Source organism: Micromonospora sp. NPDC048835 (genome assembly GCF_040649995.1).
Classification (GTDB): Bacteria; Actinomycetota; Actinomycetes; order Mycobacteriales; family Micromonosporaceae; genus Micromonospora.
The window spans coordinates 3,109-18,547 of sequence record NZ_JBEZGM010000013.1; the positions used below are offsets into that span (position 1 = coordinate 3,109).

At 72.2% G+C, this 15,439-nt stretch carries 14 protein-coding genes; 10 read left to right on the forward strand and 4 right to left on the reverse strand.

Going from position 1 to position 15,439, the window contains the following annotated elements; translation table 11 throughout:
• The 4 genes from AB0C15_RS17280 to AB0C15_RS17295 all read left to right on the forward strand — a co-directional run.
• Nucleotides 1-1,064, forward strand: a 1,064-nt coding sequence (locus tag AB0C15_RS17280) for a sugar ABC transporter permease (RefSeq protein ID WP_357352940.1), incomplete at its 5' end; no start/stop codon positions are given.
• Nucleotides 1,057-1,896 (forward strand): carbohydrate ABC transporter permease, encoded by an 840-nt coding sequence (locus tag AB0C15_RS17285; protein WP_357352942.1) that lies wholly within the window; start codon nt 1,057-1,059, stop codon nt 1,894-1,896. The genes AB0C15_RS17280 and AB0C15_RS17285, both read left to right, overlap by 8 nt.
• 29 nt (nt 1,897-1,925) lie before the next feature.
• Complete coding sequence (locus AB0C15_RS17290) at nt 1,926-3,302, forward strand: GH1 family beta-glucosidase (RefSeq protein ID WP_357352944.1); 1,377 nt, start codon at nt 1,926-1,928, stop codon at nt 3,300-3,302.
• A gap of 108 nt (nt 3,303-3,410) precedes the next feature.
• On the forward strand, nt 3,411-4,079 hold the full coding sequence (locus AB0C15_RS17295) for a TMEM175 family protein (protein ID WP_357352946.1): 669 nt from the start codon (nt 3,411-3,413) through the stop codon (nt 4,077-4,079).
• Here the strand turns inward: AB0C15_RS17295 and AB0C15_RS17300 are convergent.
• Complete coding sequence (locus AB0C15_RS17300; protein WP_357352948.1) at nt 4,024-4,671, reverse strand: NTP transferase domain-containing protein; 648 nt, start codon at nt 4,669-4,671, stop codon at nt 4,024-4,026. The genes AB0C15_RS17295 and AB0C15_RS17300 overlap by 56 nt on opposite strands.
• Before the next feature lie 103 nt (nt 4,672-4,774).
• Between AB0C15_RS17300 and AB0C15_RS17305 the strand changes: the two genes are divergently transcribed.
• The 6 genes from AB0C15_RS17305 to AB0C15_RS17330 are packed head-to-tail and all read left to right on the forward strand — an operon-like array spanning nt 4,775 to nt 9,937.
• Complete coding sequence (locus AB0C15_RS17305) at nt 4,775-5,314, forward strand: 2Fe-2S iron-sulfur cluster-binding protein (protein ID WP_357353290.1); 540 nt, start codon at nt 4,775-4,777, stop codon at nt 5,312-5,314.
• Nucleotides 5,311-6,294 carry a xanthine dehydrogenase family protein subunit M gene (locus AB0C15_RS17310; protein ID WP_357352950.1) on the forward strand — a complete coding sequence of 328 codons (984 nt, stop codon included), beginning with the start codon at nt 5,311-5,313 and terminating at the stop codon, nt 6,292-6,294. The genes AB0C15_RS17305 and AB0C15_RS17310 overlap by 4 nt, the downstream gene beginning before the upstream one ends.
• Nucleotides 6,291-8,381 carry a xanthine dehydrogenase family protein molybdopterin-binding subunit gene (locus tag AB0C15_RS17315; RefSeq protein WP_357352952.1) on the forward strand — a complete coding sequence of 697 codons (2,091 nt, stop codon included), beginning with the start codon at nt 6,291-6,293 and terminating at the stop codon, nt 8,379-8,381. Before AB0C15_RS17310 ends, AB0C15_RS17315 begins: the two co-directional genes overlap by 4 nt.
• A 28-nt stretch (nt 8,382-8,409) precedes the next feature.
• Nucleotides 8,410-8,775 (forward strand): metalloregulator ArsR/SmtB family transcription factor, encoded by a 366-nt coding sequence (locus tag AB0C15_RS17320; RefSeq protein ID WP_357205230.1) that lies wholly within the window; start codon nt 8,410-8,412, stop codon nt 8,773-8,775.
• Nucleotides 8,775-9,410 (forward strand): SRPBCC family protein, encoded by a 636-nt coding sequence (locus AB0C15_RS17325; protein WP_357352954.1) that lies wholly within the window; start codon nt 8,775-8,777, stop codon nt 9,408-9,410. The genes AB0C15_RS17320 and AB0C15_RS17325 overlap by 1 nt, the downstream gene beginning before the upstream one ends.
• 11 nt (nt 9,411-9,421) lie before the next feature.
• Nucleotides 9,422-9,937: an NUDIX domain-containing protein gene (locus AB0C15_RS17330; RefSeq protein WP_357352956.1), complete on the forward strand. Its 516-nt coding sequence runs from the start codon at nt 9,422-9,424 to the stop codon at nt 9,935-9,937.
• 214 nt (nt 9,938-10,151) lie between these two features.
• Here the strand turns inward: AB0C15_RS17330 and AB0C15_RS17335 are convergent, their stop codons facing one another.
• From AB0C15_RS17335 to AB0C15_RS17345, 3 genes are all read right to left on the reverse strand, one after another.
• Nucleotides 10,152-12,095, reverse strand: a complete 1,944-nt coding sequence (locus AB0C15_RS17335) for an ABC transporter ATP-binding protein (RefSeq protein WP_357353292.1) — start codon at nt 12,093-12,095, stop codon at nt 10,152-10,154.
• Nucleotides 12,096-12,170: 75 nt separating this feature from the next.
• Complete coding sequence (locus tag AB0C15_RS17340; RefSeq protein ID WP_357352958.1) at nt 12,171-13,625, reverse strand: ATP-binding protein; 1,455 nt, start codon at nt 13,623-13,625, stop codon at nt 12,171-12,173.
• A gap of 43 nt (nt 13,626-13,668) precedes the next feature.
• The gene (locus AB0C15_RS17345) at nt 13,669-15,327 is read right to left on the reverse strand and encodes an FAD-dependent oxidoreductase (RefSeq protein WP_357352960.1); all 1,659 of its coding nucleotides are present in this window, start codon (nt 15,325-15,327) and stop codon (nt 13,669-13,671) included.
• Nucleotides 15,328-15,439: the final 112 nt, after the last annotated feature.

The following is a 15,439-nucleotide window of genomic DNA, read 5'->3' on the forward strand; positions in this document are numbered from 1 at the left end:
CCCACGGCGACCCGGGGGGCGGGGGTGGGGTCCGCACCCCCACCACGGCCACCGACTCCGAGAGGACCCCGATGGCTACCAGCACCACCGCGCCGGACGCTGCCCGGCGCGAACCCCGGGCCGGGTCACCGGCACGAGGGCCGGCCCGCCGGCCCGGCGGCCCGCGCCGCTCACTCCTGCCATACCTGCTGCTCGCCCCGGCCATCGTGCTGGAACTCGCCATCCACGTGATCCCGATGGTGGTCGGGGTCTGGATGAGCATGCTGGAGCTGACCCAGTTCCACATCCGCGACTGGTCCACCGCACCCTTCGTGGGGTGGGAGAACTACCGGGCGACGCTCGACGTGAACAGCGCCGCAGGCAAGGAACTGCTGCACTCGTTCTGGGTCACCCTGGCCTACAGCGTGCTCTCGGTCGGCTTCGCCTGGCTGCTCGGCATCTCGGCGGCGGTCGTGCTGCAACGCCCGTTCCGGGGGCGGGCGATCCTGCGGGCGCTCTTCCTCACCCCGTACGCCCTGCCGGTCTACGCCGCGGTGATCACCTGGAGCTTCCTGCTGCAACGCGACACCGGCCTGGTCAACCACGTCCTCGTCGACCAGCTCGGGCTGCTGGGCGAGCGGCCGTTCTGGTTGATCGGCGACAACAGCTTCTGGTCGCTGCTGGTGGTGTCGGTGTGGCGCAACTGGCCGTTCGCCTTCCTGTGCCTGATGGCCGGGTTGCAGAACGTGCCCGGCGAGCTGTACGAGGCCGCCGCGATCGACGGCGCCGGGTTCTGGCGTCGGCTGCGCTCGGTCACCCTGCCGATGCTGCGGCCGGTCAACCTGGTGCTGCTGCTGGTGCTGTTCCTGTGGACGTTCAACGACTTCAACACCCCGTTCGTGCTGTTCGGCGGCTCCGCGCCGGCGCAGGCCGACCTCATCTCCATCCACATCTACCGCAGCTCCTTCAAGACCTGGGACTTCGGCTCCGGGTCGGCGATGTCGGTGGCGCTGCTGCTGTTCCTGATGATCGTGTCGGCCGCGTACCTGCTGATCACCAACCGTCGAAGGGACGACCATGCGTGAGACCGCCGGTGAGCGCTGGGGCCGACGCATCGTGCTGACCCTGCTCACCCTCTTCGTCGTCATCCCGCTCTACGTGATGGTCACCTCGGCGGCGAAGCCGTTGCAGGACGTGCAGAACGGCTTCACCTGGTGGCCCAGCCGGCCCACCCTGCAACCGTTCGTCGACATGTGGAGCACCGTGCCGCTGGCCCGGTACCTGGTGAACAGCCTGGTGGTGTCGAGCATCGCGGCGATCTGCTCGGTCGCGATCGCCATCTTCGCCGCGTTCGCGGTGAGCCGGTACCGGTTCCGTGGCCGGGGCGTCTTCACGGTGACGGTGCTGTCCACGCAGATGTTCCCCGGCATCCTGTTCCTGCTGCCGCTGTTCCTCATCTACGTCAACCTCGGCAACGCCACCGGCATCGAGCTGTACGCCAGCCGCACCGGCCTGGTCATCACGTACCTGACGTTCTCGCTGCCGTTCTCGATCTGGATGCTTGTCGGCTACTTCGACTCGATCCCGCGGGGTCTGGACGAGGCGGCGCAGGTCGACGGCGCGGGGCCGCTGCGCACCCTGTTCCAGGTCATCCTGCCGGCCGCCGTCCCCGGCGTCGTCGCGGTCACCGTGTACGCGTTCATGACCGCGTGGGGCGAGGTGCTCTTCGCGTCGGTGATGACCGACGAGGGCAGCCGCACCCTGGCCGTCGGCCTGCAGGGCTACTCCACCCAGTTCAACGTCTACTGGAACCAGATCATGGCCGCCTCGCTGGTGGTCAGCATCCCGGTCGTCGTCGGGTTCCTGGCCCTACAGCGGTACTTCGTCGCCGGCCTCACCGCCGGCGCGGTCAAGTGAGTCATCCGATCCCAGAGGAGAACCATCCCGTGCCCGACCTGTCCAAGCTGCCACCCGACTTCCTCTGGGGGGTCGCCACGGCGGCGTACCAGATCGAGGGGGCCGTTGACGTCGACGGCCGGGCGCCGTCCATCTGGGACACCTTCTCGGCCACGCCCGGCAAGGTCGACAACGGCGACACCGGCGCGGTGGCCTGCGACCACTACCACCGGTGGCCGGAGGACGTGGCGCTGCTGCGCCGACTCGGCGTGGACGCGTACCGTTTCTCGGTGGCCTGGCCCCGGGTCATGCCCGACGGCGTCGGGCGGGTCAACGCCGCCGGGCTGGACTTCTACGACCGGCTCGTCGACTCGTTGCTCGCCGACGGGATCCGGCCGTTCGTCACCCTCTACCACTGGGATCTGCCGCAGGTTCTGCAGGACTCCGGCGGTTGGCCGGAGCGCGCCACCGCCGAGGCGTTCGCCGAGTACGCGGCGGTGGTCGCCGGTCGCCTCGGTGACCGGGTGGCCGACTGGTGCACCGTCAACGAGCCGCTCTGCGTGTGCTGGATCGGGCACCTGGAGGGCAACATGGCCCCCGGTGAGCGGGACCTGACCCGCGCGGTGCACGCCTCGCACCACGTGCTGCTCGGGCACGGCCTGGCCACTCAGGCGATCCGGGCGAACGCCGCCCGACCCGCCTCGGTGGGTCTGGTCGTCAACCTCAGCCCGATCGAGGCGGCCACCGACCGCTCGGAGGACGTCGCGGCGGCCCGCCGGGCCGACGGGCACGTCAACAGGTGGTGGCTGGACCCGATCCACGGGCGCGGCTACCCGGCCGACATGATCGCCACCTACGGCGTCGAGCCGCCGGTACGCGGTGACGACCTGGCGGTGATCGCCACGCCCACCGACTTCCTCGGGGTGAACTACTACTTCCGTCAGCTCGTGGTCGACGACCCGACCGGGGCTGCCCCGTTCGCGAAGCAGGTGCCGGTGCCCGGCTCGGTGGAGACCGCGATGGGCTGGGAGATGTTCCCGGCGGGTCTGGAGCGGCTGCTCGTCGACGTGCACGAGGAGTACCGACCGGCCCGGATCATCGTCACCGAGAGCGGCTCGGCGTGGCCGGACGAGGTCACCGCAGACGGCACGGTGGAGGACAAGGAGCGCACCGACCACCTGGAGCAGCACCTGGCCGCGTGCGCATCGGCGGTGGCCCGGGGCGTGCCGCTGGACGGCTACTTCGTGTGGTCGTTGCTCGACAACTTCGAGTGGGCGTACGGCTACGACAAGCGCTTCGGGTTGGTGCACGTCGACTACGCCACCCAGCAACGGACGATGAAAGCGAGCGGTCTGCGCTACGCCGAGGTGATCCGCGCCCACCAGCGGGCCGCGCGGGCGGCCGACACGGCCACGCCGGTGGCCTGAGACGCGGGCAGTGCGGACGGCCGCCCGGGGGTGACCCCTGGGCGGCCGTTCGTGTTCCGGTGGGTCGAAACGCCGCGAGCCGCCGCGCCGAGTGGCTAGCCTGCGGCAATGTCCGCAGCACCCGACGAGGCCGCGCAGCCCGGGCCCACCGGGCGGGTGGCCGGCACCGACCGGATGAGCGCCTTCAGCGACGGCGTCTTCGCCATCGTCATCACGCTGCTCGTCATCGACCTGCGGGTGCCGGAGTACCACGAGGGCGAACTGCTCACCGATCTGCTCGACGAGGGCCCCTCGTACCTCGCCTTCGTGGTGTCCTTCGTCTACGTCGGGGTGCTCTGGCTCAACCACCACGCGCTGCTGCGGCTGATCCGCCGTACCACCCTGGCGCTGAGCTGGATCAACCTCGGCATCCTCTTCGGCGCGGTGATCATCCCTTTCCCCACCGCCGTGCTGGCGTCGGCGTTCACCCAGGGCGACACCGACGACCAGCGCGCGGCGGTCGCCCTGTACGCGCTGTCCGCGGCGCTGATGTCGGCCCCCTGGCTGGTCTTCTTCGGCTACCTGCACCGCCATCCGGCGTTGCTGGAGAACCGGGTCGACCCCGGGTATGTGCGGGCGCAGCGGCTGCGACCGATCACCGGCCTGGTGCTGTACGGGATCGGCGGTCTGCTCGGCTGGTTCGTCAACCCGCTGCTGGGCCTGATCGCCGTCATCGTGATGATCACCTATCACGCGGTGACGAGTCAGGGACTGCCCCGGTGGCGCGTCCACCGTTGACAGCGGAACGGCGGTGACGCGGCTCCAGGCGTAGCCGGAGCAGGTCGGCGGGGGTGTCCACGTCGAGCGGGGAGCCGACGTCGTCGCAGGGCACCTCGACGACCAGGTCCGGCCGGTCGCGCACCAGGTCGCGGGCACCCCGGTCGCCGACGGCGTACCCGCTCAGCAGCGGCCAGGTCTGGCGACCCAGCAGGATCGGGTGCCCGCGCCGGCCGGCGTAGGTGGCGACCGCGACGGCGGCCCCGCCGGCGTACGCGGTGCGCACCCGGCGCACCGCGACCGGGCTGAGCAGCGGCTGGTCGACGAGGACCACGACGGCGGCCGGCACGTCGACCGGCAGCGAGGCCAGGCCCCGTAGCAGCGACGACCCCAGCCCGTCGGGCCAGCGGTCGTGCCGGACCGACACCGCGCCCGGCAGGTCGGGCACCTCGTCGGCGCCCGCGCCGAGCACCACGTGCACGGGTCCGCAGCCACCGTCGGCGAGCAGCCGGACCCCGCGCCGCACCAGCGGTTCACCGTCCAGCTCGACGAGTGCCTTCGGCCGGCCGTACCGCCGCCCGGCGCCGGCGGCCAGCAGCAGTCCGGCGGTCACCGTGGTCACCTCCCCGCACGAAGGGCTTTGCGTTATTCACCCTGACATGTACCGACAAAGCTAGTCTGGGCCGGTGCCTGGCGACCCGGAGAACGCGACGACGATGGACACGCGCCACTCGTCCCGGGTGACTGTCGACGTCAACGGCGAGTCCCACGAGGTGACCCTGGACAACCGCACCACCCTGCTCGACGCGCTGCGCGAGCACCTCGACCTGACCGGGGCCAAGAAGGGCTGCGACCACGGCCAGTGCGGCTCCTGCACGGTGCTGCTCGACGGCCGTCGGGTGAAGAGCTGCCTGGTCTTCGCGGTCACCGTGGACGGCCGTTCGGTGGTGACCGTCGAAGGGCTGGCCGGCCCCGACGAGCTGTCCCCGTTGCAGGCCGCCTTCATCGCGCACGACGCGTTCCAGTGCGGCTACTGCACGCCAGGGCAGCTCTGCTCCGCCCGCGGCATGCTCGACGAGGTCGCCCGGGGTTGGCCCAGCGCGGTCACCGGCGACCTGGACACGCCCACCGAGCTGACCGACGCGGAGATCCGCGAGCGGATGGCCGGCAACCTGTGCCGCTGCGCCGCGTACCCGCACATCGTCGCGGCCGTGCGCGAGACGGCGAGCGCCGGTACGACGGCGGTGGCGCGGTGAGGGCCTTCCGCTACCACCGGCCGGCAGACGTGGCCGACGCGGTCGCCGTGCTGGTGGCCGAGCCGCAGGCGGCCTACCTGGGTGGCGGCACCAATCTGGTCGACCTGATGAAGCTCGGGGTGCAGCGCCCCGACCTGCTGGTGGACGTGACCCGGCTGCCGCTGGACACCGTCGAGGAGCTGCCCGACGGCGGGCTGCGGATCGGCGCGACGGTCCGCAACAGTGACCTCGCCGCCCACCCGGTGGTGCGCCGCGACTACCCGGTGCTGGCCCGAGCCCTGCTCGCCGCCGCCTCCGGACAGCTACGCAACATGGCCACCACCGGCGGCAACCTGTTGCAGCGCACCCGCTGCGTCTACTTCCAGGACACCGGCAAGGCGTGCAACAAGCGGGACCCGGGCAGCGGGTGCGCCGCCCTGCACGGCCAGAACCGTGACCTGGCGGTGCTGGACTGGTCCGAGCAGTGCGTCGCCACCCACCCGTCCGACCTGGCCGTCGCGCTGGCCGCCCTGGACACGGTGGTGGAGGTGCACGGGGCCGACGGCCCGCGCGACGTCCCGATCGCCGACCTCTACCGCTCCCCCGGCGCCCACCCGGAACGGGAGACCACCCTCGCCCGGGGCACCCTGATCACCGCCGTCCGGCTGCCCCCACTGCCGGCCGCGCGTCGCTCGACGTACCTCAAGGTGCGCGACCGGGCCTCGTTCGCCTTCGCCGCCGGGTCGGTGGCGGCGGTGCTGGACCTCGACGGGGACATCGTCCGCGACGTGCGGTTGGCGTACGGGGCGGTGGCGCACCGGCCGTGGCGGGCGTACCGGGCCGAGGAGGAGCTGCGCGGCCAACGGTTCAGCCCCGAGCTGGCGGCCCGGGCCGCCGACGCGGAGCTGGCCGAAGCGCGCCCCCTGCGGCACAACGGCTTCAAGGTGCCCCTGACCCGGGCCATCACCGTGCGGGCGCTCACCGATCTGGCGTCGTCGTGAGCACCGGGGCGGTCGGGCGGGCGTACCCCCGGTTGGAGGGCCCGGCGAAGGTCACCGGCACGGCCCGGTACGCGGTGGAGTACCCGGTGGACGGGGTCACCTACGGCTGGGCGGTGCCGTCGGGGGTGGTGCGGGGGCGGATCACCCGGATCGACACGACGGAGGCGCTGGCGTCACCGGGCGTGCTGAGCGTGGTGCACCACGGCAACGCGCCCCGGATGGCACCCGGCCCACAGCCGGAGCTGCGGCTGTTGCAGGAGCCGACCGTGCACTACCGGGGGCAGTACGTCGCCGTGGTGGTGGCCACCAGCCTGGAGGCCGCCCGCGAGGGCGCCCGCCTGGTGCGGATCGACTACGACACCGGCCCGCACAGCACCGTGCTCACCGACGACCACCCCGGCCTGTACAAGCCCGAGCACGTCAACCCCAGCTACCCGACGGACACCGCCGAGGGTGACTTCGACGCCGGGTACGCGGCCGCGCCGGTACGGGTGGACGCCACCTACCGGACACCGGCGTACCACAACAACCCGATGGAGCCGCACGCCACCACCGCGCAGTGGCACGACGGGCACCTGCTGGTGCACGACTCCACCCAGGGCGCCACGCCGGTGCGCGCCACCCTCGCCGAGCTGTTCGAGCTGCCGCCGGAGTCGATCCGGGTCGTCGCCGAGCACGTCGGTGGCGGCTTCGGCAGCAAGGGGTACGCCAAGGCGTCGGTGGTGCTGGCCGCCCTCGCCGCCCGGCACGTGGACCGCCCGGTCAAGCTGGCGCTGACCCGTCAGCAACTGTTCGGGCCGCTCGGTTACCGCACCCCCACCATTCAGCGGGTCCGCCTCGCCGCCGACACCGACGGCCGGCTCACCGCGATCTGCCACGACGCGATCAGCCAGACCTCGACCATCCGCGAGTTCGCCGAACAGACCGCCGTCTACACCCGCAGCATGTACGCCGCACCGCACCGCCGCACCACGCACCGGCTGGTCCGCCTCGACGTGCCCACGCCGTTCTGGATGCGCGCCCCGGGTGAGTGCCCCGGCGCGTACGCCCTGGAGTCCGCACTTGACGAGCTGGCCGTCGCCACCGGCATCGACCCGGTGGAACTGCGCATCCGCAACGACACCTCGGTCGACCCGGACCAGGGGCTTCCGTTCACCAGCCGCAACCTGGTGGCCTGCCTGCGCGAGGGCGCGGAACGGTTCGGCTGGGCCGCTCGTGATCCGTCACCCCGGTCCCGGCGCGACGGGCGTTGGCTGATCGGGACCGGGGTGGCCGGGTCGAGCTACCCGGCCCGGTCGCGGCCGTCCTCGGCGACTGCCACCGCCCGGCCCGACGGGACCTTCCTGGTGCGGATCAACGCCACCGACATCGGCACCGGTGCCCGGACGGCGATCTGGCAGGTGGCCGCCGACGCCCTCGGGGTGCCGCCGGAGCGGGTGGAGATCCACATCGGGGACAGCGAGCTGCCGACCGCGTCGCTTGCCGGCGGGTCGATGGGGACGGCCAGCTGGAGCTGGGCCGTGGTACGCGCCGCGCAGGCGCTGCGCGAGAAACTGCGCGACGGCGCACCGCCGACGGGTGAGGTGACCGCCGAGGCGGACACCACCGAGGAGGTGGGCGAGCAGCCCGCGCTGCCCCGGTACGCGTACGGGGCGCAGTTCGTCGAGGTGCGGGTCGACGCGGACACCGGCGAGGTACGGCTCAACCGGATGCTCGGCGTGTTCGCGGCGGGCCGGGTGGTGAACCCGACGACGGCGCGCAGCCAGCTCATCGGCGGCATGACGATGGGGCTGTCGATGGCGCTGCACGAGGAGGGCCTGCTCGACGAGCGGTACGGCGACTGGGTCAACCACGACCTGGCCACCTACCACATCACCGGCTGCGCGGACGTGGAGTCGATCGAGGCGTACTGGCTGGACGAGCGGGACGACGAGCTGAACCCGACCGGGGTGAAGGGCATCGGCGAGATCGGCATCGTCGGCGCCGCAGCGGCGGTCGCCAACGCCGTGCACCACGCGACAGGCGTACGGATCCGGGAGCTGCCGATCCGGCTGGACAAGCTCATCGGAATATCAGACTTGGCTTAATTAAGCCGCCGGTGATACAACTGTCGTCGTGCACGCCTTCGACGTGCTGGGCGATCCGGTCCGGCGCCGCATCCTGGAGCTGCTCGCCGCCGGCGAGCAGACTGCCGGCGCGGTCAGCACGGTCATCCGCGAGGAGTTCGGCATCTCCCAGCCCGCCGTGTCCCAACACCTCAAGGTATTACGCGACAACGGCTTCGCCACCGTGCGACCGGAGGGCACCCGGCGGCTCTACGCGGTCGACCCACGCCCACTGCGCGAGGTCGACGGATGGCTGGAGCACTTCCGCCGCTTCTGGACCCCACCCCTGGCGGCACTCGCCACCGAGCTGGCCCGGGGCCGACGCGAGCGTCGACTACGCGGGCCCGCCGACCCACCCGACGAGAGGAACACCTGATGTTCGACGCCACCGAGCAGATCAACGCCGTCCAGCGCAAGGTCGGCAGCCGCACCCTGGAGGCCGGCGAGGCGCGGGTCACCACGATCAGCCAGACCTACCAGGCGACGGTCGAGGACCTGTGGGACGCCTGCACCAGCGCCGACCGCATCCCCCGCTGGTTCCTGCCGATCTCCGGTGACCTCCGGCTGGGCGGCAGCTACCAGCTCCAGGGCAACGCCCACGGCACCGTCGAGAGCTGCGAGCCGCCGCACCGCTTCACCGCCACCTGGGAAATGGGCGGCGAGGTGAGCTGGATCGAGGTGCGCCTCACCCCGGTCGGCGACGAGCGGGCCCGCCTCGACCTGGACCACATCGCGCACGTCGACCAGGACCGGTGGGCCCAGTTCGGGCCGGGCGCGGTCGGTGTCGGGTGGGACCTCGGGCTACTCGGCCTCGCCTCGCACCTGGCCGCCGACGGCAGCGGGATCACGCCGGAACAGGCCGCCGAGTGGACCGCCTCCGCCGAGGGACGACGGGCCATGGAGCTGAGCAGCCACCTGTGGGGTGAGGCGAGCATCGCCGCCGGCACCGACGCCGACGAGGCGAAGGCCGCCGCCGAACGCACCACCGCCTTCTACACGGGATCGGAGTAACGTGCTGCGGCATGACCGGCACGCCGTACTCGCACTGCTCCTACTGCGGCGCCGCCTACCCGCCGGCCGCCGGATGGCCGCGAGTCTGCGCGGCCTGCGGCGAGACCGTCTGGCGTAACCCGCTGCCGGTGGCGGTCGCGGTGCTGCCGGTCCGCACGACCGAGGGCCTGGGTGTGGTGGTGGTCCGCCGGGACATCGAGCCGGCCCGCGGCCAGCTCGCGCTGCCCGGCGGCTTCATCGAGTACGGCGAGGAGTGGCCCGACGCGCTCGTGCGTGAGCTGCGGGAGGAGACCGGCCTGGCAGCCGCGGCCGAGGACGCCCGCCTGTTCGCGGTGCACGGCGCACCGGCGGGCGGCACGATGATGGTCTTCGGCGTGCTGCCCGAGCGGGCGGCCGAGGACCTGCCCCCGTCGGCGCCGACCGAGGAGGCGACCGAGTGGCTGGTGCTCACCGACCCGGTCGAGCTGGCGTTCTCCACCCACACCCGGGTGCTCGCCGACTTCCTCACCCCCGGCCACCCCGCCTGACCGCGCGCGCACCCGCGCCAACGCCGCACGATCGCGCTCGATCCCTGTCGTGATGCATCGAATTCACCGAGGCCACTGCGACAGGGACGTCGATCCCGCACGGCCCCTCCTCGGCGATCTTGCACTTACTGTCGCGACATAAGGGGCATCCCCCGCATACCGACGACCGAAAGTGCAAGATCGGCGCGGGCGGCGTGGCGGACACTCCCGGGGGTCAGTGGGGGTGGGCTTCGTCGGCGCCGGCCAGGTAGCCGCTGGCCTGGAGGTCGAACAGCTCCCGATAGAGGCCGCCGGCCGCCATCAGCTCGTCGTGACTGCCCTGCTGGACAAGGCGGCCCCGCTCCAGCACGAAGATCCGGTCCGCGTGTCGGACGTTTGCCAGCCGGTGGGTGATCAGGACGACCGCCCGGTCGGGGTGGCGGCGCAGATGTTGGAACAGCGCGTGTTCGGCGCGGGCGTCCAGGGCCGCCGAGGGCTCGTCACAGATCAGCAGAGCCGCGTCACGGTAGAGGCCGCGGGCGGCGACCAGCCGCTGCCACTGCCCGCCGGACAGCTCGTGGCCGTCCTTGAACTCCCGGTCGAGCAGGGTGTCGTAGCCGTGCGGCAGGCCGACGATCATGTCGTGCGCGGCGACCGCGCGGGCCGCCTCCCGCACGGTGGGGCCGGAGCGGTCGGGGGCGCGGTCGTGCCGCCCGACCCGGATGTTCTGCCCGGCGGTGAACGGGAACTTCCACCACTCCTGGGTCATCACGGCCACCTGTGCGCCGAGCGCGCGGGGGTCCAGTTCGGCGATGTCGACGCCGTCCCAACGGATGACCCCGCCGGTGGGGGTGTAGAGCCCGGCGATCAGTTTGGCCAGTGTGGTCTTGCCGGAGCCGTTCTCACCGACGAGTGCGATCACCTCGCCCCGGCGGATGGTCAGACTGACCCGGTCCACCGCGGGCGCGTCGGTGTCCGGGTAGCTCAGACTCACCTCGTCCACGTCGACAACCTCGACGGCGTCGGCGACCCGGTCGCCGCCGCTCGGCACGCGGGCGTGGGCGCGGGTCAGGAAGTCCTGGTAGTCCTGGTAGTAGAGGGCGTCCTCGTACAGCGAGTTCGTGGCGACGACCGCCACCCCCAGGCTGGTCCGTGCGCTCTGCAGGGCGAGCAGGGCGGTCGCCGCGGCGGCGAGGGCGACCATCCCGGTCAGCAGCAGGCCGCCGAGCACGGCGTACACCCCGAAGGTGGCGAGCCCCGCCACTGTGGCGCCGGCTACCCGGGTGCCCGTCTGGGAGCGCACCAGCCGCAGCTGCGCGCGGGTCTCGACGGCCATCACGCCGCGGTACTCGGCGAGCAGAAAGTCGCGCATCTGGTAGGCACGCACCTCGGCGGCGGTGTGCCGGTTGGCCATCAGGTGGGCGAGCATCCACATCCGCCGTCGGCGGGTGATCCGGGCCAGCATCGCCAGGTACTCCCGGCGAGCCATCCGCACCGCGGTGATCGCCTGGGGCACCGCGGCGAGCAACAGGCAGGGCAGCAGCAGCGGCTGGATGACGGTCACCGCCACGGCGGTGGCGAGCATGCCGACCACACCGGTGACCAGGTTGACGGTGTGGTCGACGATCGACGCCGCCTCCGCCATCCCCCGGTCGCGCACCCGGTCCATCTCCTCGGCGAACCCGGCGTCGTCGAACGCCGCCAGGTCGACAGCCGTGGTGGCCTCGAACAGCCGCAGCTCCACCTGATAGTTGATCTGCGGGATCAGCCGGGCCTGGGCCCAACCGGCCGCGATGGCGAGGCCGCCGCGCGCCGAGACCGCCGCCGCGGCCACGATCAGCGCCGGCAGCGCTGAACGCACCCGGTCCGGGGTGGGCCCGGCGGCGAACAGCTCCCGCAGTACGGAGGTGGTGGCGAGCAGGCCGAAGGTGGTCATCACCCCGGCGGCGACGTTCAGGCCGATGGAGGCGAGAGTGTCCATCCGGTTGGTGGCCCAGGCCAACGCCACCGCCTCGCGAACCAGCCGGGGCAGTCGTCGGGCCACCGCCCAGAAGCCGGTGTGCGCGAACGCTCTCGAGTGGTGCATCCAGGCGGCGTCCTCCAGCTCCGGCAGCATCGAGGCGCTGCCGGGCGGGTCGATCGGCGGGTCGTCGTCGGCAGGGGTGCGCTGGCGGGCCATCGACTCCACGGGCCCTCCTCGGGGGCGGGATCACGAACGCCGCCCGAGACTACTGCCCGCAACGTATAGCTGTCTCTAGGTAGTCGGCGCGTCGCCTGGTTCGTTCGGTGCACCCTCGGTGACCGGCAGCAGGACCCGGAACGTGGTGCGTCCCGGCTCGGTCTCCACCCGGATGTCGCCGTGGTGTTTGTGCACCACGATCCGGTACGAGATGTCCAGCCCCAGGCCGGTGCCCGCGCCGACCGGCTTCGTGGTGAAGAACGGCTCGAAGATGCGCGGCCGGACCTCGGGCGGGATGCCGGGCCCGGTGTCGGTGATCTCCACCGCCAGCAGGTCGCCGGCGAGGCAGGTGCGGACGGTGAGCACGCCCTTCTCCCCCATCGCGCCCAACGCGTTGTCGATCAGGTTGGTCCACACCTGGTTCAGCTCCGCCGCGTACGCCGGCACCGGCGGGAGGCCGCGGTCGTACTCGCGGACCAGCTTGACCTCGGCGGGAATCTTGCCCTTGAACATCACGAGCGTCGCGTCGAGCAGGTCGTGCACGTCCACCACCCGGTGCGGCGCCCGATCCAGCTGCGAGTACTGCTTGGCGGCGTCCACCAGCCCGGAGATCCGGGTGACGGCGTCGCCGATCTCGCGCATCAGCAGCTCGGTGTCGACGGTGTAGGTGAGCCAGCGCACCGCCGCCTCGAGGTCCGCGGCCCCGACCGCGGCCTTCACCTGCGCCAACCAGGCCGCGTCGAGCCCACCGCCGACAAGGATCGGCGCCAGGTCCCAGGCTCCGCCGACCCCGTGCTCCTCCAGCCAGTCGGTGAGGGTGTCCTCGGCGTCGGCGGTGGCCATCGGCGTCAACTTCGGCGCGGTGGCCACCCGGGCGACCGCCTCCTCCTGCAACGCGACCAGGCCGTGCAGGGCGCTGCCGTCGAGCCGCCCGTCGGCGATCATGGCGAGCTTGTGTCGCATCCCGGCGACCCGGTCGCGCAGCACCGACGTGGCCCGCACCGCGGCTGCGGCCGGGTTGTTCAGCTCGTGGGTCAAACCGGCCGAGAGCGAGCCGAGGGCCAGCAGCCGCTCCCGCTCTCCGACGATGGCCTGACTGTCCCGCATCCCGAAGAACAGCCCCTCCAACAGGTGCATGGGCATCGGAAACCAGGACCGCAGGGCGTACGCGAAATCCTCCGCAGGCAGCACGAAGAACTCCGCGTCGGTCACCGCCCGCAGGCTGTTGCGGTAGATCTGCTCGACCTGGTCACCCAGGTACGCCTGGGTGGCCCCGCCGTACACCCCGCGCTGCTCGGTCCGGCTGACCTCGACGTCGTCACCGCGCACCAGGCGACTCAACGCCACCGCCCCGCGCACCAGCACGAAGAAGCAGGTCGCCGGCTCGCCCTCGCCGTACACGAGGGTGCCGCCGGCGCGCTGCTCGACCCGGCCGTGCTCGGCCAGCCAGTCGAGCTGCCCGTCGTCGAGCGCCTCGAACAGGAACAGGGTGCGCAACTGCGCCGGTGTCAGCCGGTCGGACTCGGTCACTGGGCCTCCTTGGTGCGCGACTGCGGGGCTCGCAAGACCCGACTCATTGGGCTTCCAGGTAGCGGTGCACCAGCGACACCGCCATCGCACCCTCGCCGACGGCCGAGGCGACCCGCTTGACCGACTCGGCCCGCACGTCGCCGGCGGCGAACACCCCCGGCACACTGGTCTCCAGGTGGTACGGGTCGCGCGACAGCGACCAGCCGGCCGGCCGCCGACCCCCGGCGAGCAGGTCCGGACCGGTCACGATGAAACCACGCCCGTCGCGGACCAGCACCCCGTCCAGCCAGTCCGTGCGGGGCTCCGCCCCAATGAAGATGAACAGCCAGGAGGCGTCGACCGAGCGGGCCTCCCCGGTGCGGGTGTCGCAGAGGGTGAGCCGTTCCAGGTGGTCCTCCCCCGCAGCGCCGACCACGGCGGTGTGCGGGTGCACGGTGATCCGGTCGATCCGTTCCAACTGGTCGATCAGGTACCGCGACATCGAGCCGGTCAGGTCCGCGCCACGGATGAGCAGGTGCACCCTCGACGCGTACCGGGAGAAGTGGACCGCGGCCTGGCCGGCGGAGTTGGCCCCGCCGACGATGTAGACGTCCTGCTCGACGCAGCTCGGCGCCTCGGTCGCGGCAGCGCCGTAGAACACTCCCCGCCCGGTGAAGTCGGCGAGCCCCGGGGCGTCGAGCACCCGGTACGACACACCGGTGGCCAACACCACCGTGTGCGCGGCGATCTCGGAGCCGTCGCCGAAGCGCAGCAACCGGGCGCCGCCGGCCTCGCTGAGCCCGACCACCTCCCGCGCGCTGAGCAGCTCGGCGCCGAACTTGACCGCCTGCCGCCGGGCACGATCGGTCAACTGCGCGCCGGAGACACCGTCCGGGAAGCCCAGATAGTTCTCGATCCGGCTGCTCTGCCCGGCCTGACCGCCGGTCGCCCGTCGCTCCACGAGCACGGTGCGCAGCCCCTCCGACGCGCCGTACACGGCCGAGCCGAGACCGGCGGGGCCACCGCCGATCACCACCAGGTCGTAGAAGTCACACGCCGGCACCACCGTCAACCCGGCCAGCGCCGCCAACTCGGCCTCGCTCGGGGCGACAAGCGCCTTGCCCTCCGGCGTCACCACCAGGGGTACGTCCGCCTCGGTGGCCCCGGCCGCGTCGAGCAACCGGACACCCTCCGGGTCGTCGGACAACAGCCACCGGTACGGCACCAGGTTGCGGGCCAGGAAGTCACGGACCTTGAACGACGGCGCCGACCAGCGGTGCCCGACGACCCGGATCTCGGCGCTGGCCGCGACCGGGGTGGCCGCCCACGCCTCCAGCAGCCCGTCGACCACCGGGTACAGCTTCTCCTCCGGCGGGTGCCAGGGTTTGAGCAGGTAGTGGTCCAGGTCGACCACGTTGATGGCCTCGATCGCGGCGTCGGTGTCCGCGTAAGCGGTGAGCAGCACCCGACGGGCGGCAGGGAAGATGTCCATGGCCGCCTCGAGGAACTCGACGCCTGTCATCTCCGGCATCCGGTGGTCGGCGAGCAGCAGCGCCACCTGTTCGCCGCGCAACTTGACCTCGCGCAGCGCGTCCAGGGCTTCCGGCCCGGAGGACGCCCGTAGCACCCGGTACCGGTCACCGTAGCGGCGCCGGATGTCGCGGGCCACCGCCCGGGACACCACGGGGTCGTCGTCGACGGTCAGGATCACCGGGTTCGCCATGGCGCCATGAAATCACCTGTCGAGGGTCGACCGCACCATCGCCGAGGTCTGCCGGACGCGTGATCGCCGCGCAGACGGGTAAGCCGAGGGGCCGCGCGGGGCGCCGGACATC

Coding starts and splice junctions, on each gene's coding strand:
- AB0C15_RS17285 (WP_357352942.1), top strand. CDS start 1,057: ATGCGTGAGACCGCCGGTGAGCGCTGGGGCCGACGCATCGTGCTGACC.
- AB0C15_RS17295 (WP_357352946.1), top strand. CDS start 3,411: ATGTCCGCAGCACCCGACGAGGCCGCGCAGCCCGGGCCCACCGGGCGG.
- AB0C15_RS17305 (WP_357353290.1), top strand. CDS start 4,775: ATGGACACGCGCCACTCGTCCCGGGTGACTGTCGACGTCAACGGCGAG.
- AB0C15_RS17325 (WP_357352954.1), top strand. CDS start 8,775: ATGTTCGACGCCACCGAGCAGATCAACGCCGTCCAGCGCAAGGTCGGC.
- AB0C15_RS17330 (WP_357352956.1), top strand. CDS start 9,422: ATGACCGGCACGCCGTACTCGCACTGCTCCTACTGCGGCGCCGCCTAC.
- AB0C15_RS17335 (WP_357353292.1), bottom strand. CDS start 12,095: ATGGCCCGCCAGCGCACCCCTGCCGACGACGACCCGCCGATCGACCCG.
- AB0C15_RS17345 (WP_357352960.1), bottom strand. CDS start 15,327: ATGGCGAACCCGGTGATCCTGACCGTCGACGACGACCCCGTGGTGTCC.